Annotated in this window: 22 protein-coding genes and 1 pseudogene; 21 read left to right on the forward strand and 2 right to left on the reverse strand. The window is 40.2% G+C overall.

Going from position 1 to position 25,865, the window contains the following annotated elements:
- From DCC85_RS03800 to DCC85_RS03845, 10 genes and pseudogenes are all read left to right on the forward strand, one after another.
- Window positions 1–2,355 carry an McrB family protein gene (locus DCC85_RS03800; RefSeq protein WP_108464375.1) on the forward strand — a complete coding sequence of 785 codons (2,355 nt, stop codon included), beginning with the start codon at window positions 1–3 and terminating at the stop codon, window positions 2,353–2,355.
- 1 nt (window position 2,356) lies between these two features.
- Window positions 2,357–4,279 (forward strand): DUF2357 domain-containing protein, encoded by a 1,923-nt coding sequence (locus DCC85_RS03805; protein ID WP_108464376.1) that lies wholly within the window; start codon window positions 2,357–2,359, stop codon window positions 4,277–4,279.
- Between the two features lie 13 nt (window positions 4,280–4,292).
- Entirely contained in the window at window positions 4,293–4,712 is a 420-nt protein-coding gene (locus tag DCC85_RS03810; protein WP_108464377.1) for an EVE domain-containing protein, read from the forward strand.
- Between the two features lie 819 nt (window positions 4,713–5,531).
- A complete protein-coding gene (locus tag DCC85_RS03815) occupies window positions 5,532–6,101 on the forward strand; it encodes an SF0329 family protein (protein WP_108464378.1) in 570 nt (189 codons plus the stop codon).
- 37 nt (window positions 6,102–6,138) lie between these two features.
- Window positions 6,139–6,354, forward strand: a pseudogene (locus DCC85_RS03820) (DUF4256 domain-containing protein); the annotation flags it as partial.
- A gap of 61 nt (window positions 6,355–6,415) precedes the next feature.
- Window positions 6,416–7,579, forward strand: coding sequence for a DUF4317 domain-containing protein (locus tag DCC85_RS03825; protein WP_108464379.1), 1,164 nt, complete (start codon window positions 6,416–6,418; stop codon window positions 7,577–7,579).
- 378 nt (window positions 7,580–7,957) lie between these two features.
- On the forward strand, window positions 7,958–10,198 hold the full coding sequence (locus tag DCC85_RS03830) for a right-handed parallel beta-helix repeat-containing protein (RefSeq protein WP_108464380.1): 2,241 nt from the start codon (window positions 7,958–7,960) through the stop codon (window positions 10,196–10,198).
- A gap of 619 nt (window positions 10,199–10,817) precedes the next feature.
- Window positions 10,818–11,498 carry a response regulator transcription factor gene (locus DCC85_RS03835; RefSeq protein WP_108464381.1) on the forward strand — a complete coding sequence of 227 codons (681 nt, stop codon included), beginning with the start codon at window positions 10,818–10,820 and terminating at the stop codon, window positions 11,496–11,498.
- A 4-nt stretch (window positions 11,499–11,502) separates the two neighbouring features.
- Window positions 11,503–12,552, forward strand: coding sequence for a HAMP domain-containing sensor histidine kinase (locus tag DCC85_RS03840; RefSeq protein ID WP_108464382.1), 1,050 nt, complete (start codon window positions 11,503–11,505; stop codon window positions 12,550–12,552).
- A 321-nt stretch (window positions 12,553–12,873) separates the two neighbouring features.
- Window positions 12,874–14,040, forward strand: coding sequence for an alpha/beta hydrolase (locus DCC85_RS03845; RefSeq protein WP_108464383.1), 1,167 nt, complete (start codon window positions 12,874–12,876; stop codon window positions 14,038–14,040).
- A 440-nt stretch (window positions 14,041–14,480) separates the two neighbouring features.
- On the opposite strand, the gene DCC85_RS03850 is transcribed toward DCC85_RS03845, so the two are convergent.
- The gene (locus DCC85_RS03850; RefSeq protein ID WP_108464384.1) at window positions 14,481–14,867 is read right to left on the reverse strand and encodes a carboxymuconolactone decarboxylase family protein; all 387 of its coding nucleotides are present in this window, start codon (window positions 14,865–14,867) and stop codon (window positions 14,481–14,483) included.
- 99 nt (window positions 14,868–14,966) lie between these two features.
- Here DCC85_RS03850 and DCC85_RS03855 point away from each other — a divergent pair, with 99 nt between their 5' ends.
- Window positions 14,967–15,341 (forward strand): MerR family transcriptional regulator, encoded by a 375-nt coding sequence (locus tag DCC85_RS03855; protein ID WP_108464385.1) that lies wholly within the window; start codon window positions 14,967–14,969, stop codon window positions 15,339–15,341.
- A gap of 244 nt (window positions 15,342–15,585) precedes the next feature.
- Window positions 15,586–16,191, forward strand: coding sequence for a nucleoside/nucleotide kinase family protein (locus DCC85_RS03860; protein ID WP_108464386.1), 606 nt, complete (start codon window positions 15,586–15,588; stop codon window positions 16,189–16,191).
- Window positions 16,192–16,201: 10 nt separating this feature from the next.
- Here the strand turns inward: DCC85_RS03860 and DCC85_RS03865 are convergent, their stop codons facing one another.
- A complete protein-coding gene (locus tag DCC85_RS03865) occupies window positions 16,202–16,753 on the reverse strand; it encodes an RNA polymerase sigma factor (protein ID WP_108464387.1) in 552 nt (183 codons plus the stop codon).
- A 376-nt stretch (window positions 16,754–17,129) separates the two neighbouring features.
- Here DCC85_RS03865 and DCC85_RS03870 point away from each other — a divergent pair, with 376 nt between their 5' ends.
- The 9 genes from DCC85_RS03870 to DCC85_RS03910 all read left to right on the forward strand — a co-directional run bounded on the left by DCC85_RS03870 (window position 17,130) and on the right by DCC85_RS03910 (window position 25,820).
- Window positions 17,130–17,660: an RNA polymerase sigma factor gene (locus DCC85_RS03870; protein ID WP_159081769.1), complete on the forward strand. Its 531-nt coding sequence runs from the start codon at window positions 17,130–17,132 to the stop codon at window positions 17,658–17,660.
- Between the two features lie 106 nt (window positions 17,661–17,766).
- Entirely contained in the window at window positions 17,767–19,560 is a 1,794-nt protein-coding gene (locus tag DCC85_RS03875; RefSeq protein ID WP_108464389.1) for an ABC transporter ATP-binding protein, read from the forward strand.
- The gene (gene ccpM, locus DCC85_RS03880) at window positions 19,535–20,947 is read left to right on the forward strand and encodes a Cys-rich peptide radical SAM maturase CcpM (RefSeq protein WP_108464390.1); all 1,413 of its coding nucleotides are present in this window, start codon (window positions 19,535–19,537) and stop codon (window positions 20,945–20,947) included. The genes DCC85_RS03875 and ccpM overlap by 26 nt, the downstream gene beginning before the upstream one ends.
- Window positions 20,940–22,028: a TIGR04066 family peptide maturation system protein gene (locus tag DCC85_RS03885; RefSeq protein ID WP_159081770.1), complete on the forward strand. Its 1,089-nt coding sequence runs from the start codon at window positions 20,940–20,942 to the stop codon at window positions 22,026–22,028. The genes ccpM and DCC85_RS03885 overlap by 8 nt, the downstream gene beginning before the upstream one ends.
- Window positions 22,029–22,060: 32 nt before the next feature.
- Window positions 22,061–22,327 (forward strand): hypothetical protein, encoded by a 267-nt coding sequence (locus DCC85_RS03890; protein ID WP_108464392.1) that lies wholly within the window; start codon window positions 22,061–22,063, stop codon window positions 22,325–22,327.
- Window positions 22,328–22,444: 117 nt separating this feature from the next.
- Complete coding sequence (locus tag DCC85_RS03895) at window positions 22,445–22,630, forward strand: CLI_3235 family bacteriocin precursor (RefSeq protein ID WP_108464393.1); 186 nt, start codon at window positions 22,445–22,447, stop codon at window positions 22,628–22,630.
- 89 nt (window positions 22,631–22,719) lie between these two features.
- Window positions 22,720–23,925: a S8 family serine peptidase gene (locus DCC85_RS03900; RefSeq protein ID WP_108464394.1), complete on the forward strand. Its 1,206-nt coding sequence runs from the start codon at window positions 22,720–22,722 to the stop codon at window positions 23,923–23,925.
- Between the two features lie 146 nt (window positions 23,926–24,071).
- Window positions 24,072–24,425 carry a BlaI/MecI/CopY family transcriptional regulator gene (locus DCC85_RS03905; RefSeq protein WP_234414333.1) on the forward strand — a complete coding sequence of 118 codons (354 nt, stop codon included), beginning with the start codon at window positions 24,072–24,074 and terminating at the stop codon, window positions 24,423–24,425.
- 9 nt (window positions 24,426–24,434) lie between these two features.
- The gene (locus DCC85_RS03910) at window positions 24,435–25,820 is read left to right on the forward strand and encodes a M56 family metallopeptidase (protein ID WP_108464396.1); all 1,386 of its coding nucleotides are present in this window, start codon (window positions 24,435–24,437) and stop codon (window positions 25,818–25,820) included.
- Window positions 25,821–25,865: the final 45 nt, after the last annotated feature.

The raw sequence follows: 25,865 nt of genomic DNA on the forward strand, positions 1-25,865 counted from the left end.
ATGCCCAGACCAAATGAAAAAAAGATCCCAGATTATGAGTACTGGAGTTTTGTACAGAAAGATTGTACCCCAAACGATCTAGCAAATTTAGCTTCTAATATATGCAGCTTTGATAGCCAAGATTACAATGCTAATAAAGAAAACATTCTTTCGTTCTTACCCGGTAGCGCGGCGGATAAAGTAAAAGCATGGAGCGATTATTGGGTTACAATCATGCAGACTCTTGCGCTTGCCTACATTACACCTAGAGACAACTTACTCCATAAAACTGCACTTGCTCAGCATATAACGGATGGTAATCCGGTGGATGGTTTTTATTATTACTGGGCGCTTAGATTTCAATTTCCGTTTGCTCAAAGCAAACACAAAGGGTATAAAGAAAATCAGATTGTTGTTCAGCCAATAATATCCATTTTAGAGCATTTGGTTGGATTATTTGAAAAAGCAGTTGCTCTTAAATTAAATCCGTATGATCATTCATATCTTACATTTGAAGAGATAGTTTTAGTCTTAATGAAATCAGAGAGTAATAGCATCTATGAAGTGAAAAGAAATGTGAATAAAATACATCAAAATAGAGCTATCGGCTATACATATGATGATCTTAAAATAGATGGCTTCAACGAGATAATGAATAATTTCTCTTCAAGAGCGAGATTGTACTTTGAAAAATTCAATCTACTAATTTTTGATAGACGAAATGGGAAAGTAATTATATCCGATGATATTAACTATTCTAAGATTAAATCCTTTTTAGTGTTCAGGAAAAAAGCCCTTACACTCACGACTGATGAACAAACAAGACTAGATTTTTTTAATTCAGCCTTCTTAAAATTAAATCCTAACCCCAATAAATTATTAGAGGTGGTCAGTTCCGTGTCTGGTGTGATGGCACTGAGTGGACAAGAACTAGTAGGAAAATTAACAAAAAATCTTTCTGATAATGGTGTGTTTTTTGATGATGAATTTATTGAATCATTTTTATTAAGTCTTAAGACCAAACCATTCGTAATTTTATCTGGTATTTCTGGTGTAGGAAAAAGTATTCTTCCTCGAACAATAATGCAACTTTCCGGTAATAAAGAGTGTAGCCCTATTGCTGTTGCACCGGACTGGACAGATAATTCCGACATGTTGGGTTACTTTAACGTGGACGGTGATTTTATTCCAGGTGAGTTTACAAATCTGGTTTTAGAAGCAAATGATAACCCACATCTACCCTACTTTATTATTTTAGACGAGATGAATTTATCTAGGGTAGAGTATTATTTTGCTCAAGTTCTTAGTGTTCTTGAGTCACGATATTTTGACGAAGATATTAATCGTATTAGCTATCATGACTTCCTTTTTAACAAAGGTATCAGAGATAGATTACAAAGATATGCTGATAAAAATTCAGGTGATCCTGAGTTACATGACTACTTTAATAAACTAGCTCAACTGAAAATAAGTAGTAACGTATTTATTATAGGTACAGTAAATATTGATGAGTCAACATATCCGTTTTCTAAGAAAGTACTTGACAGATCAAATGTTCTGGAAATTAATGAAGTTAATCTAATGATTGGCGTAAATGATGATACTGGATTGAAATATATAGATGTTGCGACGGCTGAAGCTAACACTACTGATGTTGGAAATGCTGCTGAAGAAACGGGAGGTACGGTTACAACTGAAGAAACTGAGGGTACAGAAACAACCCAAGAAGCCGAAGGTACAGATACAACTCAAGAAGCTGAAGGTACAGATGCAAATCAGGCTCTAAGTGTTGCTGCTGCGCCTGTTGCCCCTGCTACTCCTGTAGCGCCTGCTTTAACAGAATTACAACAAGAAGAAGGAAAGGTATTCTTGTTTAATTATTTAATCGAAGGGAAAATCACTAATCTTATTGAACTAAAGCAGAATTGGATTCAAAATCAGGAAATAACACTTGAATTACATCAAACGTTATCAACTTGGATTGCACTTTTAGAAAATATCAATCGGCTATTAAAACCACTTAAACTGAATTTTGGATTCAGGGTTCGTGACGAGGTCTGTATCTATCTGTACCACGCAGCTTGCCAAAATTATGATACTTTAGCCGATGGAACATGGTGGAACAAGTATTTTGATAATCAGCTTGTTCAAAAGATTCTTCCTCGTTTGAGCGGAGAGCAAGGCGAAATAGATCAAGTAATTATTGATCTATATAATTTATGTACCCAAAACGGAAACTACGATGCAGACAAAATTTTACAAGATGACACTGAAAGCGATGACTTAAGATTTCCTAAGGCAGCCCGAAAGTTATACTTAATGCTTAAGGATTTATTAATATTTGATAAGCCTTCAACCTCATTTTGGAGTGTATAATATGTCTCTAACTGACCTTGTAGAATTAAAAACTGATGATTTTTTACTTTCCATAAAAGGAACTCCCCCTCATCAAAATAGTTTTACCCTGAGAAATTTTTCTGGCGGCCAAGATGATGAAGTGTCCAGAAATATTTTAAGACATATTAAACATAGTTCTGAATTTGGAGATACATCATTAATAAAAATTGAACGAAAAACAAGTAGATATTCAAATGAGAATACTCGTATTAAAGTGTGCACTAATTTTGAAAAAAATGGGCTAGAGTATTATTTGCCCATTTTTTTTGAGAATATTAACTATCATGTTCAACTAACATCATTTAATGATAAGAAATATACACTATGGCATGAGCATTCAAGTATTAATAACAATTTAGCGTATTTCGAACAGCATCAGTCGTTTTCTGGAACTATAAATTTTAGAAATAATGTAGGCCTAACACAATTATCCGTATTGGAAGATGGAAAATTAATTTTCCAAATTGATATTACGGTGTTTTCCATAAAAATTGATTTTTTAAAAGAACGTTTATCAATGATAAATGAACTATCGAATATTCATAACCATTTGGTTTTCGAAATGTTTAATCCAACAAAAAATGGAGGTTCGGGTGAAACGCAGTCAGCAACCGGATTAGAGTGGTTAGTTAATTTTTATAATCTTTCTGATCAGTTACTAGGAATTATTGAAAGAATAGAAAAAAAGGCGCATCAAAGATTAAATACTGAAAGCAAAACTTTTAATATTCGAAAAATCAAAAGAACTAATAGCTCATTGACAAAGAAGATTAATAAATATGGGAAGGATGAACTCTTCCAAAGAAATACTATTGATCTTAATGTCAAATCTTCAGATTTAAATACTCCTGAGAATAAATTTATAAAGTACTTAATGAAGCAAACTACGAAACAAATAAATAAGTGGAGGCATTATATTGATAACTCTACCTTAGAGAGTATTAAATCTATAAAAAATGAGCATTTTTATTTGAAGATCTTACACAATGAAAAAAAACTGAGGCGTAGAATTAATAATGAATTTTGGTTGCATATCGAAGATAGCAATAACGGATTGCAGAACAAAACAAATTTTTTATTTCATAACGAATTTGTTAAATTTGAGAAATTGATTAGGTTAATAAATAAAGGAATAAATATTCAAATAAAAGGATCAAAGTATATATATACACTTTCAATGGAAGATCTATATGAAGTATGGACATTCTGCAAATTGGTTCAGATAATAAGCGAGTTTGTTCATAATGATTCAAGTGCTTACACTCTAAAGATTAAAACTGACGCTTTTAGAACTGTGCTAAAAACGGGAAAATCTTCAAAAATAAGGGTAAATGATCAAATCACAATCGCTACAAATAGGTTGTTTAAAACATCTTTGACCTCAACCTACTTTACTCCTTTAGTTAACCAACAACCAGACCTAATATTTGAAATTGAGAATAAACAAGAGCTAAACATTTTAGATGCTAAATATAAAATTGAAGTTGCAGTTGTCGAATCTAATGATCTTAAAACGCTAAGTTACAAGGAATTGATATCTAAAGACATTTCGAATAAAGAAGTTAGATTTAAACCTAAAGATGAAGACATCAATACAATGCACAGATACAAAGACGCTATACAGACAAATAGAGTTATTGATGATACACCTGAAGTAATTAGAGCTGTAAAAAGGGGGATAATTTTATATCCTCATAAACCGCCTATATCGGATGCAGGTCAAATCGAAAACTATTTAACAAAGTTTGATAAGTTTAAAATAGGGGCCATTCCTTTTTCACCGGGTAACGTGGATGATAATTGGAAATCTGAGTTTACAACAGCGTTAATTGTTGAACCCCATGAATCCGTTGAACAAATTCGGATTTTGGCGAGAATAGTTCAAGATATACTTTCGGAATAAGGTGGGAAGGTCTATGAATCGAATAATGTTTGTTACAACCCCAAACAATTGGGAAAAATTAAAAAATGATTCTGAAAATATTTGGCCGTTAAGAGCTAAATTTGCGCACAGTAAAAATTTTGAAATTGAGAACGAAATATTGGTGTATCTATCCAAAAAGGCAGTTTTTGCAGGAGTAATAAAGGTAAAAGCAAAATTAGAAAGTTCAGACCCGTTTTTCTTTTCAGGTGATGTTTATGAGTGTAAATTACCTGTTGTATATGACAAAATACTTTCGTCAGATAAGCAAATACCAATAAGGGATATGCTTGAGCAACTTGAGATAACTAGAGGTAAAAGGAATTGGGGCTGCGTCTTTCAACGTTCAATGGTTAGATTGAAAGATGAAGATTTTAATTTCATTCGCAATAAAATAAATAATTGTTTAGTTTGAGAATATTGTTGGCAGAAGGACAAGCCTTAGATGCACGGCCTTTTGCGTCTGGTCTTGAACACGCGGAATAACTTGCTAAAATTCCTCTCGGACAGAAATATCAATTGCACCATTTCAAGCCCCTATGGAGGGGGTAGTAACACGGCTTCTAGCCGTGCCATGAATATTGTCATGGCAGTCGAATAGCGAGACTTAGGAATCTAATATTACTCCTTTTTAAGTTATTTGATTACCCATGCTAAGGAATGGAAAGCATTATTCAATCCTGATGTGTTTCATTTTACCCTCTCGGGCAAGAATGAGCCTAACTTCGTTGAATCTGGGCAGAGTGATTTATAATAGAGCAAACACATTCCTTCGGACACGTGCCATGTTGTTTTCACTGTCTACTCAACACATGTGGAATCGGTGGCGTTGTTGGTGAGGGATGTGTTGTAAGAACATAATCAAAGTCATCTCAGAGCCTAAAAAGGTCGTGTTACGAGCCGAGCGAGAAGCGGGGATCTTTTCCTGTTCTTTCTCGGCTTTTTTTTCGATCGCCTTTTTGCCAGTGTGCTCGTAGTCTAAAATATGAAATTTAATACTGACGTCACAGAATACTATTGCTTTTGGGCAATCCCCTATATAATATAAGAGGCTTACGGGAATTAATGTGACCCGGTAGATATATTTTTTCGGAATTTGCGAATACGGAAAGTTATTGTCACCCGGAAGGGAATCATAGTGTGGGCGGGCGGTTGACGTTTACAGAGGGTGAGTAGGGGACAAGCCCGTACCAACAAGCCTTTTCTCTGTTTTTTATATGGAGGGGGAGTTAATATGTCCTGGAGCAAATTGAAGCAGCAGTTGGAGAGCTTTCTCAGTCCTGCGTTACAGGGAAGGGTGGAATACCGCGCACCGGGTTATCGTTATTTACCGGATAAATCAGGGATTTGTTATATCTTGGTTGATAAGAAGAACATACTTAATATGAGTGATAAGACGAACCTCATCAGATGGTACCAAACGGAGCTGGAAATCAAGAATGATCCCGAACTTCAAATTCCGATCACAACTGACGACATTGAGGCGGTCAGAAAAGATACCAAGGGACCCGTGCCGGAGGATCGCTTAATCGTCATTGCTCGAAGTAGAAGAAGCTCTGAACAAGCAAAAGAGCTTCTATCCGCACAGACTAATTTAAGTAAATCTAATTTTATCGTGGTGGCTAATAAGTTCTTAACTACGTCGGTAGAGCAAAGTTTAGAGAGCCCCGATATCCTGCTGAATGTTCTAGCTTTGGTGGATCGAAGGGTTGGGAAAAAGCGGATCCTAAACCTGTCCGAAGAGATAAAGTTAAAGCATCCCATTGTGCAGTATTTTTATAAACTGCGGCGTAAGACGTTGTGAGAAATATGCACACCGATGGATATGGCGGCCGTCATGTGGGATTGAGCTTTTAACGGAAGAACAATACCGGGAATTGCAGAAGCTTGGAAAGTTTGATACGAAAACATCAAGTTGGGTGATAACCCCCGACAATATTAGAAAACTTGGCGGAGCCCGCTCTTGTAACCGGCGCTACGAGACGGTGTTTGCGTACCACAATGGCGCGGAATCCTACTATGCCGCCAAAGGGTTCCGCGTCTTACAGAGGGACTGAGTACTGGAGGTACTTAGGTTTCGGAAAGACCATTTCACTTTTAGGAGATGTCTCATAGAACATGCTAAAGAAAGAAGTCGCATATATACGCAAACAGTTTAAGCTGGATCACGAAAAGCTCCAAATTTACGATATTTTGAATGTGTATATTATGAAGGAAACGAACGAGATTTACCATTACGAGCGACAGCCTTTTGCACTGGTGGACAGGGAGAAGCAGGAGCTCTATATGGGGAATTTCAAAAAACTGCTGGCCGGGGAAATGGATCAAAAGCTGTTCGAGCTAAAGCTTCACGAGGAAGCGGAAGAACCGACGCGGGTGCTTCTCCATCAAGCTTTGGTGACCGGCGATGTGGAGGAATGGCATGATCTGATGATCCTGCTGGTCGAGAAAATGCTCGCGGATACCCATTATGAAAAGGATACAGTGATTACTTTCGTCCGCGGGCAATACTATCAGCCGACCAAAACCAGAAACGAAGAGGCCGAGGAAAGCGAAAATGACGAGGTGTTCACCAATCCGTTCATTCTGTGCAGCATCAATACTACGGAGCAGCAAAAGAAAACGCTCATGTTCGATTACGTGGAGAGAGAATTCAAATATAATGTGCTCGTGGATCCGATCATTAAGTTGAGTTCGCCGGAGCAGGGTTTTTTTTATCCCAGCGTGACAGATGGTTATTCTGACGTGAATCGGGTGCTGTATTGCTCGGGAAGAGCGAACGAACCGAATCAGCATTTCATCGAGGAAGTCTTGAATGCCGAGAAGACCGTGACGGCGTTGGAGGAGAGAGCTATTTTTGAGGAGATCGTGAAGGAAGTGGCGGGAGATCAGCTCGACGCTTCAACGATCGCCAGCGTATACGAGGAAATTTATCAGGTCATCGAGACCCATGAAGAGGAAGAACCGCCGAAGCTGGACTATAAAGATGTGGAACACATGCTGACGGTCAGCGGTGTGGAGAATGTGACGGCGGAAAAGGTGGAACGGGCGTTCGAAACGATCGTGGATGACAAGAACTACGAAATCAAAGCGAGCAGCGTCGTTCCGAAGTTCACTTCGAAATCGATTAAGATCGATACGAAGGTTGCTACCATTTCGGTCAGCCCACAGGATCTGAAGTACGTGAGACAGGTGAATTATCAAGGGAAACGATGCATTATGATCGAGGTAGACGAAGACGCTGTGATTGAAGGATTTACGCTTAATACGGAGACGTTGTAGGCCAGGAGAGTTCCGGTTCGTTTTATGATGGGGTCAACTTGGCAGGGGATTCTTGTTTTGCATTTCATAATAATTCGGTAATAGCATTCATCTTAACCGTCAGTTTCTGCTGGCGGTTTTTTTGTATTTTATCGCCTTTCTGGTTCGTCCAGGGAGGCGTGTTTGCTTTTTAAGCTCTTTTCTAATATGAGGGACACCGAGTCAGTATCGGAGAAGCTTCGCTGAAAGAATCCATAAACTTTAAGTCGGTATAGGTCGATTAAATAATTAAGGCTTACATATACATAAATTTTTATATAAAACATACCTAGCAGTGAACCTAAGCCTAGGCGTAGAAGCCGTATCTAAAAAAATAGACTTCATTACAGGAGGTAAGTTATGAGTAAGAGAGTAGGCATTAGATTTCTAGTTTTAATGATGATGATTTATGTATTTGCTTTTAATCTGGGCGGGGGAACTGTTAAGGCAGATTCCGTATATTATGTTTCTACAACGGGGAATGACATCACTGGTACCGGTACACTATCAAATCCATGGAAAACTATACAAAAGGCAGCAGATACCATGACGGCCGGAGATACCTGCATCATCCGAGGGGGTACATACCAGGAAACAGTAACCCTTCATACTTCCGGAACTTCTGCAAATCCCATAAACTTTAAGGCTTATACAGGAGAGAATGTAACGGTATCTGGTGCTGATCGGGTTACTGGCTGGCAAAATTACTCCGGTTCCATCTATTATGCGGAAATGCCGGGTTCCCTTGGAACAAAAGATCAGATATTTGTTAATAAGCAAATGCAACTTGAAGCCAGATGGCCCAATTCACCAACACTTGATCCCTTAAATTTGACATATGCAACAGTTGATTCCGGCTCCACTACAACCATCAAGGATAGAGACTTAACTCAGGCACCTGGATACTGGGTGGGCAAAACGGTCTGGAGTGTTCCGGGAACAGGCTATAAATCTTATAAAAGGACCATTACCGGATCAAGTGACGGCTCCATTACTTTTGATCCCATGGCTACTGCAGCGACAGGCGGTAACAGCTATTATATTACTGGCAATCTTGAAGATCTTGATAGTGAGGGAGAATGGTATTATGACAGCCTTACTGGCAGACTTTATTTATGGGCACCTGGTGGGGTTGATCCGAATACTTCGACCGTAGAAGCAAAAAGGCGGATTTATGCATTTGATTTAAGTTCCCGCTCTTACATAAGTATTACCGGAATTAATATCTTTGCCTCCAGCATTAAAATGTCTGATTCTAATGACTGTAAAGTTTCTAATATGATTGCGGAATATGTCAGTCATGATTCGGATGTTACCAGCCAATACAGTACAGGGATATTTATGTCCGGTACCAATAATGAGCTTAGAGACAGTACTTTGATCTACAGTTCCGGGAATCTGGTGAGTATACAGGGAACGGGAAATAAGGTGATTAATAATCTTATTCATGAAGCAAATTATTCGGCAGCGGATATTCCGGCAATCTATCTATTGGGGACAAACCATCTAATCAGTCATAATACGGTATATAACGCTGGGCGTCATCTGATATTTATGCCTACCCAGAACAGCCAGATACAATATAATAATCTGTACAATGCAGGAAAATTGACAAAGGACTGCGGAATACTCTACGAATTTGCCTGGGATGGGCAAGGGACGGCAATTCATCATAATTACATCCATGATAATCTGGCAAAGAATTATTCCGGCACGGGTATCTATCTGGATAACGGTAGCAAGGGCTATATTGTGCATCATAATGTGGTATGGGGAAACTATACAGGGATAAGATTGAATACACCCAGTAATTTTAACCTGATTTATAACAATACCACCTACGGTAACGGTAATGTGGGCTATTGGGGAAGTAATTTTCAGTCAGATATGTACGGCGACAGAATTTTCAACAATATCTTTACTACAGCCTTTACACTGCCTGGTACTCATATAGAGGGAAATAATATTACCTCAGAGACCAATCCGTTATTTGTGAATCCTACAGCATATGATTTCAGGTTGCAGTCTACTTCTCCAGCTATTCATGCAGGGGTTGTAATATCTGGCATCACGGATGATTATGTTGGTACGGCGCCGGATATTGGAGCATATGAGTTCGGTGGAACTGATTGGACTGCCGGGCATGATTTTTCTTCACCTCCGGACCCGGTTTTTGAGAGTGTCAGCTTACTATATATTAATAAAGTGAGGCAATCTGATTTCGAGAAAGGGATCATCTCACCATGGGCAGCAACATATTCAGGTACTGCTGCAAGTGTATCGGTACCAAGAAGCGGCTCTAAGAGTGTTAGATTGGGACCCGGAGAAGATGGTATCGAGCAGGTACTTACAGGGCTAAGTCCTAATACCAGCTACATCTGTACTGCCTGGGTTAAGGCAGACATCGGAGAGCAGATTCAGATTGGCGTGAGTGGCTTTGAAGGTACGGATGCATCCGTAACATCTGACAGTACATCCTGGACAATGGTAAATATCCCCTTTACAACCGGAGCAGGCGCTACCAGTGCAACAGTGTATGCTTATAAGAATCCTGGTACAGCATATGTTTATGTGGATGATTTTGGGGTAGTTGAGCAATAGATTATTTTACTGGTTTTGTGTTTGAAAAGGTTGGCAGAAAGTCAGAAGAACCAAGACTAGTAGCATATTCATAACGATCACCAGCACCAGCTACATAATGAAGTAAGTAAAGATTAGTGCTCTTTGGGTAACACACCCGACATATCGGGATAGCACTTCGCTGGCAGCGATACGGTCAGGGGCTCCTCTTCATATAAAAAAACAGACATCATTCTGGTGCAATATTTGCGAAAAATCGAATTACCGGTAAAGTGAGACAATCAAAAGCCCGTATGCTTGACTAACCCTTTGGTCGGCATACCGGCTATTTTTATTAGAAATAAGCGTATATTTTGTTTATAGGCTCTTTGACATTCCCCAATGATTTCTTCATGCAAGCCATTGTTAAATCATTTGCCGCCTGCATGCCGGGTGAGAGTAAATTTGATCATGCCACCGGGTATCCCCTTCAGGTAAGTGCCAACTCATTTGTGGCTCCCAAGGTTTAAGATTATATTTAGGATATATGTTAACAATTTTAATCCCAAAATATAAAAAAATCGTTCAAGGCTAACGGATTTCCTTCCGTTTTGTGCCCTGAGCGAAACGGAAGGAATGGGGATAAATATGCTAAAAAACGATATTAGTTGTAGACGACGATGAAGATATCGTAAAACTCATCACAAAGAGTTTAAGGTACGAGCAATTTGAAATACTTCCAGCATATTCCGGGAAAGAAGCCTTATCTGTATTGGAAGAAAACCACATTGATTTCATCGTTCTTGATATAGTGATGCCTGATATGGATGGACTTGATGTCTGCAGAAGTATCCGAGAATCTTATAATGTTCCAATTCTGTTTTTAAGCGCGCGTGATAAGGATATTGATAAAATCGTTGGGCTCGAAATAGGAGCAGACGATTACATGACCAAACCTTTCAGCATTCAGGAGCTTACCTCCAGGATCAAGGCCCACTTCAGAAAAGTTGACAGGCTGTTTAAAGAGTGGAATGAACTTAGTCCCAATAACGAAAAGGCGGATTCTCCGCTCATTTTGAACGATAAGACGTTTGAAGCATTCCTGAATAGCAAGAAGCTTGACTTATCAACGAAGGAATTTCAAATATTGTCCATCCTCATGCATCACCCCAATAATGTATTGACTCGTGAGCAGATATATGAAAATGTCTGGGGAGACGAATACGGAGAATTAAATACCGTAACGGTTCATATTAAAAATATCCGTAAGAAACTTGGTCCTGAATATGACTTTATTAAAACAATTTGGGGCATAGGATATAAATACACGGAAAGAGAGTAATAATATGAAACTGAAAATCAAGCTTCCCCTGCTGTTCCTGCTGATGTTTATAGTTTTTATGTTTTCAATTGGAATATACCTGAAGATTATCTTTGCAGCATATTCACCTATACGCAGTTCATTGCTGGACCCGCAATATATAGGATTACTTCTGCCCATATTCGCCATTGCTTGCTTCATATTTATTATTCTGATTATTTATATTCATTTTCGTATAGAAAAACCAATTCAGCTTCTTAATACCAGGTTGGAGAAAATAGATATTGTGCATCCAATGCCTCCACTTGCTCTAAGGAGTAATGATGAAATTGGAGACCTTTATAAACACTTTAATAAGATGGAAGAGAGGCTCCGACTAGCGCACAAAGAGCAAACCGATATGATTACGGCAATCGCCCACGACTTAAAAACGCCCTTAACATCTATTAATGGTTTTGCTGAACTTCTAGCTGCACGCAAGAATCTACCAGAAACTGAAAAGCAGGAATGTTATGAGTTGATTCAACGGAAGTCAAAATATATGGTCGAACTCATCAATGACTTCTCCAGCTTCACCAAAGAAAAACTGGATTTAGATTCAATGATAGTCAAACCTGTAGATGCATCAAAATTATTTGAAAACATTGCCCTAGAATATGAATATGAGTTGGCAGGACTTAACTGCGAGCTTACTTGCTGCCATTCATTCACGGGAAATATGTTGCTGACAGTCAATGAACCGATGATACGCCGGGTTTTCGGCAATCTCTTCAGCAATGCTGTAAGATATGGAGGGAAAAATGAGTTGAAAGTGTATATGACTGGATACCCACAAGGGCATTATGCTTATTTTCAAATTGAAGATAATGGAATTGGAGTGCCGGATAAGGATCTATCTTCTCTATTCCTTAAATTTTTCACTGTGGATAAATCGCGGCAAATCCAAAAGGGCGGGCTGGGGCTTGGCCTTGCAAGTTGTAAATCCATTATTGAACATCATGGGGGCAAAATTTATGCATATCCTTCCGAATACGGAGGTTTGGGGATAAAGTTCAGCCTCCCCCTCGTGGTATAACACTAATTTTATTTTGCAAATTTCTTTACAACAAAGTTAAAGGCCGCTGCCAGCTGTGAGCACTAAGGCAGTGGCCCTTTTTATTTTTCAGTGCTTTATAATTTTTTATATTTTCTTTACAAACATTTATTTTCCTTTTAGAGAAGCTTTATCTTTGTGTCGTAAAACTTACTTGTAGTCATTTTAGCGGCGCCGCCATAATTTTAGATCTATATAGAATGAACTAAAGAAATGAACGTTATAGGACAGTATTAGGCCGTGATAACAGAAAATCCAATGTAAAACTTTAGTTCAATCTATATAGAAGAGGAGGATATTGCAATGTCAATCGAATTCAGCCGTTGGCCCAATAACTACATGATGTCATACCAAGTCACCAAAGCTCTGGGTATGGCAAGCCTCGGTGCTGCGGACGTCACCGAGATCTACGAAGCCTGCAAAAAAATCGACCCAAATGAGAGGGACACGTGGCACAGGGAATGGCTCATAACTGCGCAAGCCCTAGAAAGGCACGGCAAGGAGGCTGAAGCGGTTGGAAACTGGTATACAGCGCGAAACTGCTATATTCGCGCCTGCAATTACTACCGAATCGCGGAATATGCGGTGATGGGTGATGACACCGAGAAAATTCGTCTATTTAGGAAAGTAAATGAACTCTTCGAAGCTGCCGGAAAGTACTTCGATGTCCCCCCGGAGAAGATCCAAGTCGATTACGAGGATGTCAAGCTGGATGGGTACTTCTTCTCCCCTCCCTGGATAAAAGGTCCGAAGCCGACAGTTTTTGCTCTCAACGGTGGCGACGAGTGGTCAATTGAGAACTATTTCTGGCTAGGTCCCGCCTTTATTTCGTGTGGATACAACTTCCTGGTCTATGACCAGCCTGGCACCGGCCTATCACTGTATGAAAAGGGGAAGGGGAGACGAGCTGACAGTGAGGCTTTCCATTCACGAGCCATCGACTTTCTTCTAACACGGCCGGAAGTCGATCCCGATAAGATTATCGTGCACGGTGAGAGTTTTGCGGCATACGACTCTCTGCGATTCGCTTCGTTCGACCACAGGATCGCTGCCGTCATCTCCGACGGCGGTACGCACGCATTCGACTGGGATGCAATGCTTAAATGGATGCCACCGAGTCTAGCCGCGCACGGCATGAGAATTCTGGGGGCAAAAAGCTTGGATGACTTTGCGGGCAATCCGCGTTTTGCCTACGATCTCGAGGGCGTGCTTCACCAGATAGAATGCCCGCTTCTTGTGATGCACGGTGCAGAAGAGATATTGGTTCAGCCAAATCCGCTAACACAAGCTTTGAAGAATTACGAGCAGGCTGGTTCGAAAAACAAGACGTTCTTCCCGATAGAGGATAGACGACTTGGCGGATTAGAACACTGTCAGGTAGACAACATCAATGTGCTACATGAGGTCGTGCTGAACTGGCTCTGCTCGATCGGGCTTGGGCCGGCCGCACCTCGCCTAAGTGATTGCTAGAAGATTTCTGATTGAGCTTGTTCAGGAGTTTCATACCTAGAGCCATGAGGAGTTGAAGACTACGAGTATGTTCTCAAAGCAAAAATCAGTGGAACAGCCGCAATATAATGAGTTTCTAAAAGATATAAATCCAAACTGGCGAAGAATCGGTTCTTTGAGACAGCACTTCAGGAAATACAAAGCAAGTTGAGTAGACCGTTTTTTGTCTATTTAGCTTACCTGAAACTTCTGAAAGCTGGGTAAAAGAAACAGATACTGAAACCCTATAAGACTGATAGTTAAGGTATATTGGCGTAAACAGCAACGGAGCGGGTAAAGTCCCGCTCCTTTTTTTGACCATATGGATTCCTGTAACACAAATATGAAATGGTCTAGCCCATACTTCTTCCTAATTACCCGATAACAAAAGTTTGGTAAAGCGGATTGTCTTCTCCAACGTGCTACCTGCTTTGTACATTTCGTTCTAGAAAAATACGTTTTGCTACAAAAATAGCATTTAGCACGCGTGGAAAGCCTGTGTAGGGAATACAATGAGTGATAGCCTCAACGATCTCTTGCGGGGAGAGTCCCACATTAAGAGCCGCGTTAATATGAACCTGAAGCTGTGGTTCGCATCCGCCTTGTGTAGTTAAAGAAGCAAGAGTGACAAGCTGCCTTTGCTTTAAGTCCAAGCCATCTCTGGAATAAATGTCTCCAAAAGCAAATTCAACAACATACCTTCCAAGGTCAGGAGCAATGTCTTGCAATGACTCTATAACCCGCTCTCCTCCTTCTCCATCAATTTCCATTAGCTTTTCCCAGCCGCGTTGATAGCGCTCTGCATTCATGTTTAGCCTCCTGTAAGTAAGTGATTAAGTAACTTCTTAAGTCATGCTACACTTTGGAGTGTACTCTAAGGCAATGCTTTTTCTGTTATAATCCATTCCATGGACAAACATTATACAATTCAACAGATTTCTCAAATAACCGGGTTGACCAGTCACACGTTACGTTACTATGAGAAAATTGGTTTGCTGGACGGTGTAGCGCGCAATGAATCCGGTTATCGTAAGTATCGGGAGTCTGATCTGTTATGGATAGATTTCCTGATCCGGTTACGAGAAACAAAAATGCCTATCAGCGAAATGAAACAGTTTTCTGATTTACGGAGTCAGGGGGAAGCTACAATAAAGGAAAGGAGAACATTGTTAGAACTGCATAAAAATAAAGTAATTAAACAAATTGAAGATCTAAAGGAGAATTTGCTCAAAATAGAGCATAAAATCACCTATTATAAAACGTTAGAGGAAGAGAACATTTGAATAGAATTAATAAGGGAAGGGCGGCTATTGACAGTCGTCCTTTGCTATGCTCGCCCAGACTAGCCTGAAATTTTGATAAATACTATCTGTATGCACAAAAAAAGCCCCTAGGCCGGATATTTATCTCGGGAGGAATAGGATAACTAAAGAGAGAATTTATTTAACTCCTTAAATATCTAGGTTGCAGCCATATTTGCGAAATGAAATTGCTGTGAAAGTACATTAAAGAAAGGAATAAAAGACAATGAATAAATCCGCGTACACCATTGCAGTAAGTGGACCTTCTGGCTCGGGCAAGAGTACGTTAACAAAGCAATTAAGAGATAAACTTGTCGATGCAATATCCTTCCACTTTGATGACTATGCTTCTACTAATAAATATCCAGATGATTTTATGGAATGGTTGAAAAAAGGTGCAGACCCTAAATTAGTTCAAAATCCAGATTTTGATAGAGACTTATATGAGTTGGTTCAAGGAAGGCCGATAAAATTACCTAACCATCAAATGATAAGGCCAGAGAAATATATTATCGTTGAAGAACCTTTTGGTAGAGGCCGGGAAGGGATGGCCGATTTAATTGATTTTGTAGTCTGTATTGATATTCCATTAGAAGTAGCACTAGCCCGCAGGATTTTAAGAGGGATACAAAATGCTGAATCCCCTCCAACTGAAACTTTAAAAAACTTCGAAGAATATTTATCTCAATATCTTATAGTTGTGAGAGATTTGTACCAAGCTATAAATTCAAAAGTTAAGGCCGAATGTGATTTCATTGTATCGGGTCTTGAACCCATTGATGTTATTACGTACAAAATAATAATAGAGCTTGAGCAACGAAATGTTAGGTAACTCTTCTCCTTTAATCCCTAAAATGTACCTGAACACGGTGGAGAATACTTTTCCTAATCCGATATATTCTCGTTGTAATAGCGCTCTCAGTCATTTGATATTTGACGGAAAGGGTGGCAATACTCATTTTATTTATGTAATAGTCACAGTAAATTTCGTACTCAAAAGGATGTAAATGGTCTAAGATTTCTTGGCTTAATAGGTCGAAATTTGTATCTTCTTCAAGAAGGTTCTCCAGTTGGGGATCCGTATAGTGGAAATCGATGGCTGTATTCTCATGCAAGGAGCTTTCTCGCTTTTGTTGTAAATACATACATCTAAACGAGTGATTGATCATATTTTTTGCGGTGCAGAAAAGCCATCCTCTGATATTAGGATGGCTTTTTAAATTGGAGAATTGTTTACAGGCTTCAAGAAAGGTGTTTTGTGTACATTCTTCAGCGAAGCTTAAAAGCTCTTTTTGACCGCGAATTAACTTCATACAGTATTTGTAAATGACTACATAGTATTCGTTACATAATTCCTCGATACAAGCACCTTCACTAATCCTTTCACTACACATAGAATCACCCTTTCTAGGTTCTACGCTTATGATTTTGGAAAAGAAGATAGACCAGAAACAAGAGTATGTATACAGACTGAACTAAAGTTTTACAATGAACTTTCTATATATAACGGCCTTATACCGCCCTCTAACATTCATTTCTTTAGTTCATTCTATGTAATTACTGTTTAATATTAACTTTTACTATAAGTATTTTCAAATACAAGTGTTCTTAGCGTCGGACTCGGATTAACTGTGAAATTATTAGAGTTTAAAAAAGCAGATACCCAAGATTTCATTCTAAAAAACTAAAACAATGTGATAGTAGGGGCTAATTGTAATGTTAGCGATGGAGAGGTTTTTACCAACAAGAATTTATAAGGAGGCAAAAGTCATGGATACGGATAACAAGGATTTTATTACTGACTTATATATTCAATATTATCCTCTGATGAAGAAAATAGCTTACAACGTCTGCCGGGAATACAGTGTGGTGGATGATCTGGTGAACGAAGCATTTATTAAAATTTTCAACAAGACTTCTGTAATTAAATCATTAGAGACAGGGCAAAGGGCCTCCTATCTTGTATCCACGATTAGAAATGTCTCGCTGAATTATTTAAGGCACCGCAGCATCACCACCAGCAAGGTGTTACCTGACTTCACAGATGACCATGCAGCATCCATCCCTGAAGATAAGTTATCTATCGAAGATTATTATTCCATCAAGGAACAGGTTAATGAACTCATTGCAGGCATAGGCAGCCTATCTGAAAGAGATCAGAAATTGCTATATCTTAAATACTACTATGAGTTAAATGCTAGAGAGATTGGGGACATTATGAATCTCCCGGCAAATCATGTTCGAGAGTACATTGTACGCGCCAGGCATAGGGCTATGAAGGTGAGTAGACGGCATGGTTAATTATTTTTCCAAAATAAATAAATTATGTGTTGCGCTTCCGAAAATGGAAGTGTCTTTATTTAATGAATGGGCATAAAGGACATGGCATAAGAAGGGAGGAGCTCGGTTGGGTATTCATATTAGTCATAGCAAAAGCCTGATTGGCAATCTTTACGCCATTGTTCACAGGTATAAATACTCAATTATGAAGTCTTTGCTCTTTAGCATCATAATATCCTCCCTCAGTGTGATCTCCCCTATCCTGAGTCAGAAGATCATCGACGAAGGTATTGTGAACAACAATGTTGCTGCACTAATAAGCTATGTTCTGATCATCATTTTATTGTTTATTACGGTCCAGGCAATCATCCATTTCCAGACGATCCTGCAATTGAAAGTACATAACAACCTGTCTCTATCCTTATCTTCAGAAGCCTTCTCCCATGCACTTAGACTAAGGGTCCGTCATCTCAAAGAAACCGGCCTCTACAAGTTGATTAATGATGCGAATTACCATATCCAAGCATTATGCAGAGTCGCAAGCGATGAGTTTTGGGGAGTAGCTATTGAGTTTTTTAAGATTATTGGGGTCTCCATCGGACTATTCTTTATCAGCTGGAAGTTAACTTTGTTTGTACTGGCTATCTTACCTATCAAGTTCTTATTGATCTGGATGATTGATAAGTGGAGAAGCAAATATGTTTTGGAACTGATCGAAGCGAATAGACAATTATCTCTATGGTTGAATGATATCTTCGAGGGAATCTACGAAGTTAAATTGTGGAACATGACCGAAGAGAAGGAACAGGAATACGCGGCACTACTAAGCCGAATTAACAGCATAGAATTAAAAAAATACAGAATAGATCGGATTAAGCAAGGAATCAATGCGATCCTCGAAAACTCCTTCTTGAATATTATCTATATTCTAGGCGGATTCCTGATATGGAGAGAGGAGTTTACGATAGGCGGAATTATTGCTTTTATATCCTATTCCAATTATCTCATAGAGCCCATGACGCTAACGCTGGAATTGAAGATTCTACTTAGTGAAATCAAACCCTCTTTGAAAGCCTATATTGACTTTATGAATTTAGAAGAAGAGGAGATTCCTAACGATTCAGAAGCAATAGAATACAGGGACCTGTCACCGGGCTTTATTGAATTCCGGGATGTCTCTTTCTCCTACCAGAACGACAACACCCTTCATCATATTGATCTGAAAATTCAAAAAGGAGAGAAGGTTGCCTTCATAGGCAGAAATGGCAGCGGCAAGACGACCTTAATCAATTTGTTGCTAAGATTTTACGAACCTAGCTCAGGGAATATATACATGGATCATCACAACATCAACCATATACCTCTTAAGGAATATCGCAATCTGTTCAGTGTGATGCAGCAGTCCTCCTTTTTGTTCAATACAAGTATTTGGGACAACTTAACGATGTTTGGCAAAGTAGAGCTGGAGAGAAATCAACTGGAGCTAGAGGATCAACAGAATCGCTTATTGGATTTCACTTCAAGACTGCCTCATCAATTTGAAACCAAGGTTGGCCTCAATGGTTCCATGCTGTCAGGCGGGGAGAAGCAAAAACTTATTTTCTCAAGAGCCATTCGGAAGAAAAGTAAAATCTTAATTCTTGATGAGGTCACTTCAAATTATGACTCGCATTCAGAGCGGCAGTTTGAAGAAATCATTGAGCATTGTACAGCCTTTGACTTCATGATTCTGATCACACACAGAGTGAATGTGCTGCAGAAGGTGGACCGGATCGTGCTGCTGGACGAAGGCAGGATTGTCTCTGTAGGGTCTTTCCAGGAATTATACCAAGAGCAGCCGATGTTTAGAGAAATTATTCATGAGAATTCAATACTGGTGAAGGGAGATTTTGCGCATGAGTATCATATACAAAACATTTAGAACTCCGAAAAACTATTATGTCTACGACAGAAACACCAATTCCGTCCTCCTGATCAATGAAGAGGAGTATGATGCTCTGAACCGTTTGGAGAGTGGCTTCGATACTACGGAGAGCATGGACACCATCAAAAAATACCAGGATAGCGGGTATCTAAAGGAAAATGTAGTTGTTGAAATTAAGCACCCTAGTACAGATCTTCTGGAACACCATATCACGCATAGAATGACACAAATCACGCTACAAGTAACCCAAAATTGTAATCTAAGATGCGGATATTGCGTCTATTCCGGGGATCATCAGAACCGTAGCCATACGAATAAAGTCATGACCTTTGAAACCGCCAAGAAGGCCATTGATCTGATTGCTTCACAATCTCTAGAGCTTGATGAAATTTCAGTAGCTTTCTATGGCGGGGAGCCCCTCCTGGAATTTGAACTCATCAAGAAGTGTGTGGACTATATTGAGGAAACGCTGGAAGGCAAGAACATTGTCTATGCCATCACAACAAATGGAACCTTGCTTACGCCTAAACTAGCAGACTACTTCGCTGAACATAATATCAATGTCACGATTAGTCTGGACGGTTCTAAGAACGAGCATGACGTTAACCGGAAATTCGCCAATGGCAAAGGCTCCTTTGACGTCATCATGTCGAACATTGAGAAAATTAAAAAGCATAATCCGGAATTCATTAAGAGGATAGCCATCAATACAGTGATCAACCCCAAGAGTGACTATTCTTGTGTGAAGGAATTTTTTGAAACAGATGAGATCATTAAGGATGCCAGCATAGGATTGAACTTGGTGGATTCAGGAGCAGGTAAGAACAGCTACAACGAGTACGCCGATGATTTCTGGATTGTAAGAAGATATGAATATTTTAAATTTTTGCTGGGACTGACCAAGAGAATAGATAAGAAATACAGTACAAAATTGCTCAGAACCCAGAAGAACATGATTGATCACTTCTATAGCACCCTTCAGCAAAGACATACCATTAGCACCATTCAGCATCATGGCGGACCATGCATACCTGGGGCGCGGAGATTGTTCGTCACTGTAGATGGTGACCTCTTTCCTTGCGAGCGGGTCAGTGAAGTGTCTGAAACCGTTCATCTAGGCAGCTTGTCAACTGGTATAGATGTCAAGAAGGCCGAAGAAATTCTGAATGTAGGGAAAGTTACAGAAGAGGAATGCCTTGACTGCTGGGCACTGCTGCACTGCTCAATGTGTGTAGCGCAATGCGATGACGGTGAGAAGATATGCAAGTGCACTAAGCTTAAGAACTGTGAGCAATCCAAGCGGAAGGTGCTGGATGATTTGATGGAGATCAGTGCTCTCAAAGAGTTCGGTTATGATTTCAAGGAGGGCGCCTTACATGGATAAACTACTCTTCTTTCCTTGCTGCTATGAGAATATCTCCATCGTTAGATACAGAGCCTTGCTAACCAACTATGAATTAGTGACCGCTATTGTCCCCAAGGGGAGGTATCTTAGCGGGAAGGATGCAAGCGCTATAGATGGAGGAGAACATACCGGCTTTGAATTATCGGATGATTTCGAGGGGAAAGTGGCCGAATGTGACACCGTACTCTTTCTTGAAGGATTATCTGAGAAGTATCTCAATTCCTATGTTAAGAAGATCGAATGGTCTCAGCAGCTGGGTAAGCGAGTCGTCATTTCAGAGGACCTAAATCATGTCTTAGAAAGTCATGGTTATATCTTCGATGGAATCCAGATATTAACTAACAATCACACAGATCATGTGGGTTACTTAAATCGAGGCACGACAGAAGGAATCTATCCGATCCATGTGCCGATTGTATCCATACTGGGTCTGGGGAGACACTGCAACAAGTTTAATATTCAGTTGGAGTTAGGCGCTTATTTCAAACAAACAGGCTATAAAGTTCTTCAATTGGGAACCAAAAAAATGAGCGAGCTATTTGGATTCAGGGCTCTTCCGGAATTTCTGTACAATAACTCTCTATCTGTTACGGATCGTGTGCTTGCCTTTAATCATTACGTCTATCAATTGTCTCAAACGGAGTCGCCAGATCTGATTATTGTTGGTTATCCAGGCGGAATTCTGCCGATTGATGATTTGCACCATAATGATTATGGAACCCTTCCGTTTATCCTATCCAATGCCCTGCAAACAGATATAGGCATATTAAGCTTGTATTATAATCCAGGCCTCACTGAAGCTTATTTCAAAGAATTTCAGCAATGCTGCAAATATAGGTTCAATATACCGGTCAATTACTTCCACATCTCCAATAGCAGGTATTTAATAGACGACAATAACAAGCAATTAAGCTTCTTGCACTTAAAGGACACCAATATTAAGGAGAAGATAAGCACGATACCGGATGTAAACCTATTTAATACGGTGCACAAGCTGAATAGTGAAAAAATATACAATACGATCCTAACTGAGTTAACGAGCAATTTAGAATTCGTGTAAAAAACACAGTGAGTTGAGATGGGAGGCCGAACATGGATCAAGAAAATTTGAAGAATATCATTGTTCAAACGATCTATGAGATAACAAATGTGGAAGTTACGGATCACCATATAAATTTGCTTAGCAATACTTACGGTATATCCCCTGTGGACCTTCTATATATCATTGATAGCCTAGAGGCTCAAGTGGATACCCCGTTGTTTGGGCTGTTTGAGAAAAATGATCATGGTGTTGTGACTGTATCTAATCTGTCACAACACATCTATCAGCTGCTACATTCCAAACAGCCTATCCTGTGAGTGACCCTCCAAAGTGTTAGATTATGTCTTATATCCAGAGCATAATCAGCAAAGTTTATAGGACATTCTCTATAGATTACAAACAAGACGGGAAAGCTTGAAAGGAGGTGAAACGAGATGAAGAAACTTAACAAGAGAGTTGAGGCTGTAAATAACACCATCGAAACTTATGGACTGATGGCACTTTGTGGCTGCCAATCCAGATGTTCGTGTGTTTGCCAAGGCAATCATGCTAACACTAATTCAACTACTAATGCTCTTGACGGAGCAGCTGCGAATGCAACAGCTAAGAGAAATGCTTAGTATATAGGTTTAAATAATAAAGACTACATTAGGGTCCTACCTAATGTAGTCTTTATGCTTCATTAGCTTAAACCAAGAAGGGAGGGGAAATGATGAAGCAAGCCGTGAAGGTTGCCATCATAGATGACGGGATTAGTCGCGGGATCTGCAGAAGCCAGGGCATTGTTGTGAACTGCTATGAATTAGTAGACCGGCAAGTAAGAAGGCTAGAAGAAGACGCAGATATTTCCTCCTTATCTCACGGTACGATCTGTACCTTAATTCTGGCCTCTTTCACTAAACATATGGAGATCTACAGCCTCAACATTATTCCGCAGGCAAGCCGGACTACGTCGGTATACGATCTGTGCATCGCGTTAGAGTGGTGTCTAGAAAACGATATAAAAATAGTAAATATGAGTCTGGGCACGACCTATTTTGCGGACTATTTTATTTTGGAGTCAATAATTCAGCAGCTGTATATGAACGGAACGATCATAGTTGCTGCATGTAATAATGATAATGTACTCACTTCGCCTGCTTCGATGCCTAATGTGATTGGAGTGAAGTGCGATTCTCAGGATGTGCTGAAGGAGGGTGAGTTTTTCTATAATGAAAAAGATATAAGGAACATACAGATTACAAGCTGCTGTATTTATAGTCCCTTAGAAGGTCTGCCTATTGAAATATGCAATAGCTATGCGGCTCCGTATATTACGGCATTAGTCATTAATTATACATACGAAGGACTGGACTCATATGAGCAAATGATAGAGAAGTTAAAGGAAGCCTCAACAAACCATCCTATTCTGGGAAGCTATAGCTATGATCTAAAGAGTATCGGTTCCTCAAATGATCCCGATGTGCCTCATATCGGACTGTGGAATGGTTGCGAGAGTGAGCACGATCACCTTATGGACAAAATCTGCAGCATCTTTCAAGGCGCTGGATACAATGGTGTTGTGATTTCGGATGCTTGCAGCGATCATTATAACTTCTTCAAGCTGGAAAATTACTGGACCCCTCCTGTAGTGGACGTTATTCAAATCTGCGAAATGATAAAAAGAGTGAGCCAGCCGGATATACTACTTATCGAGCTTGCTGTTGGAAATCCCAAGTATGAGCCTTTGATGAAAGAGAAGTTAATAGACAAGCTAGTAGTGCTTATGGACTCAAGGGAGTATACCGATACCGCATCTCCGCTTAGCGCTTCATTTCCGAATGAGGATATCATTATGGTGGATCTCGCGGGGTTGAAGGATGACCAGGAAATTGCAGAGCAAATATATGCTCAGATCTTGAATATATATGCTTAAGCTGCTTTAGAAAAAAGGAGTGTCCAATGCTTATTGGGAAAAAACAGGAGTATTTTTTTATTAAAAAAGGAAAGTATTGAAAAGTAATGACTATTGGAGTAGTATAAGGGTATGACTAACGTGGTAGTCAGATGGAGGTGAAAAAGATGAAGTTATTCGATGCGGAGCTCAAGGTGATGGAAGTGCTGTGGGATCAAGGTCCCTTGGCAGCAGGGCAATTGGCGAAGATCCTAAGGGACGATACTGGCTGGAATCGGAACACGACCTACACGGTCATTAAGAAGCTGGTCGATAAGGGAGCTGTCCAAAGAACCGATCCCCAGTTCATCTGTGAAGCCTTGATTACAAGAGAACAAGTGCAGGAGCAGGAGACGCTCGGACTCATTCAGAAGATGTATAAGGGTTCTACGGAGCTGTTCTTCTCGGCCTTTATCAACAAGAAGAATCTAAGCGATTCGGAGATCGAGAAATTAAAAAAAATCGTTGAGGACCTGAAATGAGGTGTGGACATGAATTTAATTGAGCGAAGCATCTCTGCAGGGATTTTCATCATCGTCATCGTGGGTTTGAGGGCGCTTCTAATGAACAAGATGCCGAAGAGAGTGTTCCTGATTCTCTGGGGAGCTGCTGTATTCAGACTGCTGGTTCCTTACTCTATATTGTCCAGCTGGAGCATCTTCTCGGTACTTGGCGATATGTCCTCACGGATCGCGCAAGAATCGGTAAGGCCATTACCGGCCACAAATGGGTCGTTTGTAATGGCTGAGGAGAATCTTAGTCCTCTGGGTGGCTCTATTTCCCTTGCTCCGAAGACCTCTTCGCTGGATTCTATCACTGTTATTTGGCTGCTTGGAGCGATTTCGCTGGGCATCTTCTTTGCCGTAACCTTCTATAAGAGCAATAAGGAATTGAGGACTGCGCTGCCTGTACGCAACCAGCCTTTTATTGATGAATGGCTCGGGAAGCAGAAGACCGTCCGGCGAATCCGGGTGATGACTTCGGATCAAGTGCTGTCCCCGATCGCTTGCGGCTTCCTAAGGCCAAGAATTATTTTGCCGAAAACGCTGAATTTCCGCAATGAAGAGCTGTTAAAGCACATCCTCACCCATGAGAAGCTGCATATCAAGCATTTAGATATTCTATGGAAATTCGTCTTAGCGTTCGTCCTGTGCCTGCATTGGTTCAATCCACTGGTATGGCTAATGTTTGTCCTTGTTAACCGGGACCTGGAGCTTACCTGTGATGAGAGGGTGCTGCGGACCTTGGGAGAGCAGGAGAAGTCCGGCTACGCCTTATCCCTTATTCATATGGCAGAGCGAAATGCAAAGCTGGCCGCTTTCAACCAGGGGTTTAGTAAAAATTCCACGAAAGAAAGGATTCTGTCTATTATGAAATATAAACAGACCACTGCGCTGACGCTGTGTTTATCGGCCGTTTTGATTGCGGGGACCGTAACGGTATTTGCAACCAATGCCAGTCAAGCGGATACTGGTTATCAAATCTCTGGAGAAGCTGCAGGAGCTGTAGAGAACGGGAACAGCACGAGCGGACCTGTTACACCTGTAGATGAGCTTATATCGCACATCACGGATCATGACGTGTTTATTAAGGATGTCTCCGAACCTGAGGACCGTACAGGTCTGGTGAGTTACTCGTATGAAGAGTACAAAGCTGAAATGGAGAACATTAAGAAAGCCGGGGAAGAGCTGGTCCGTAAAGGCAAGATGAGCCAAGACAAGCTCGCTGAAATTCTGGATAGCATGCAAAACACACTGAATGAGATCAAGAAGGGTGAAGTCGCCGTCTACAAACCGATTGAGATGTCAGAGTCAACAGAAGGGGAATCCCAAGATAAAGACTCCTCCGGGCTATTCTTAAGCGGGACCAAATGGTAATCGCATCCTAGATGAACTCCATAGATTGAACAGATTAGCTGTGGC

Origin of the sequence: Paenibacillus sp. CAA11, assembly GCF_003060825.1 — a bacterium.
Taxonomy (GTDB): Bacteria; Bacillota; Bacilli; order Paenibacillales; family Paenibacillaceae; genus Fontibacillus.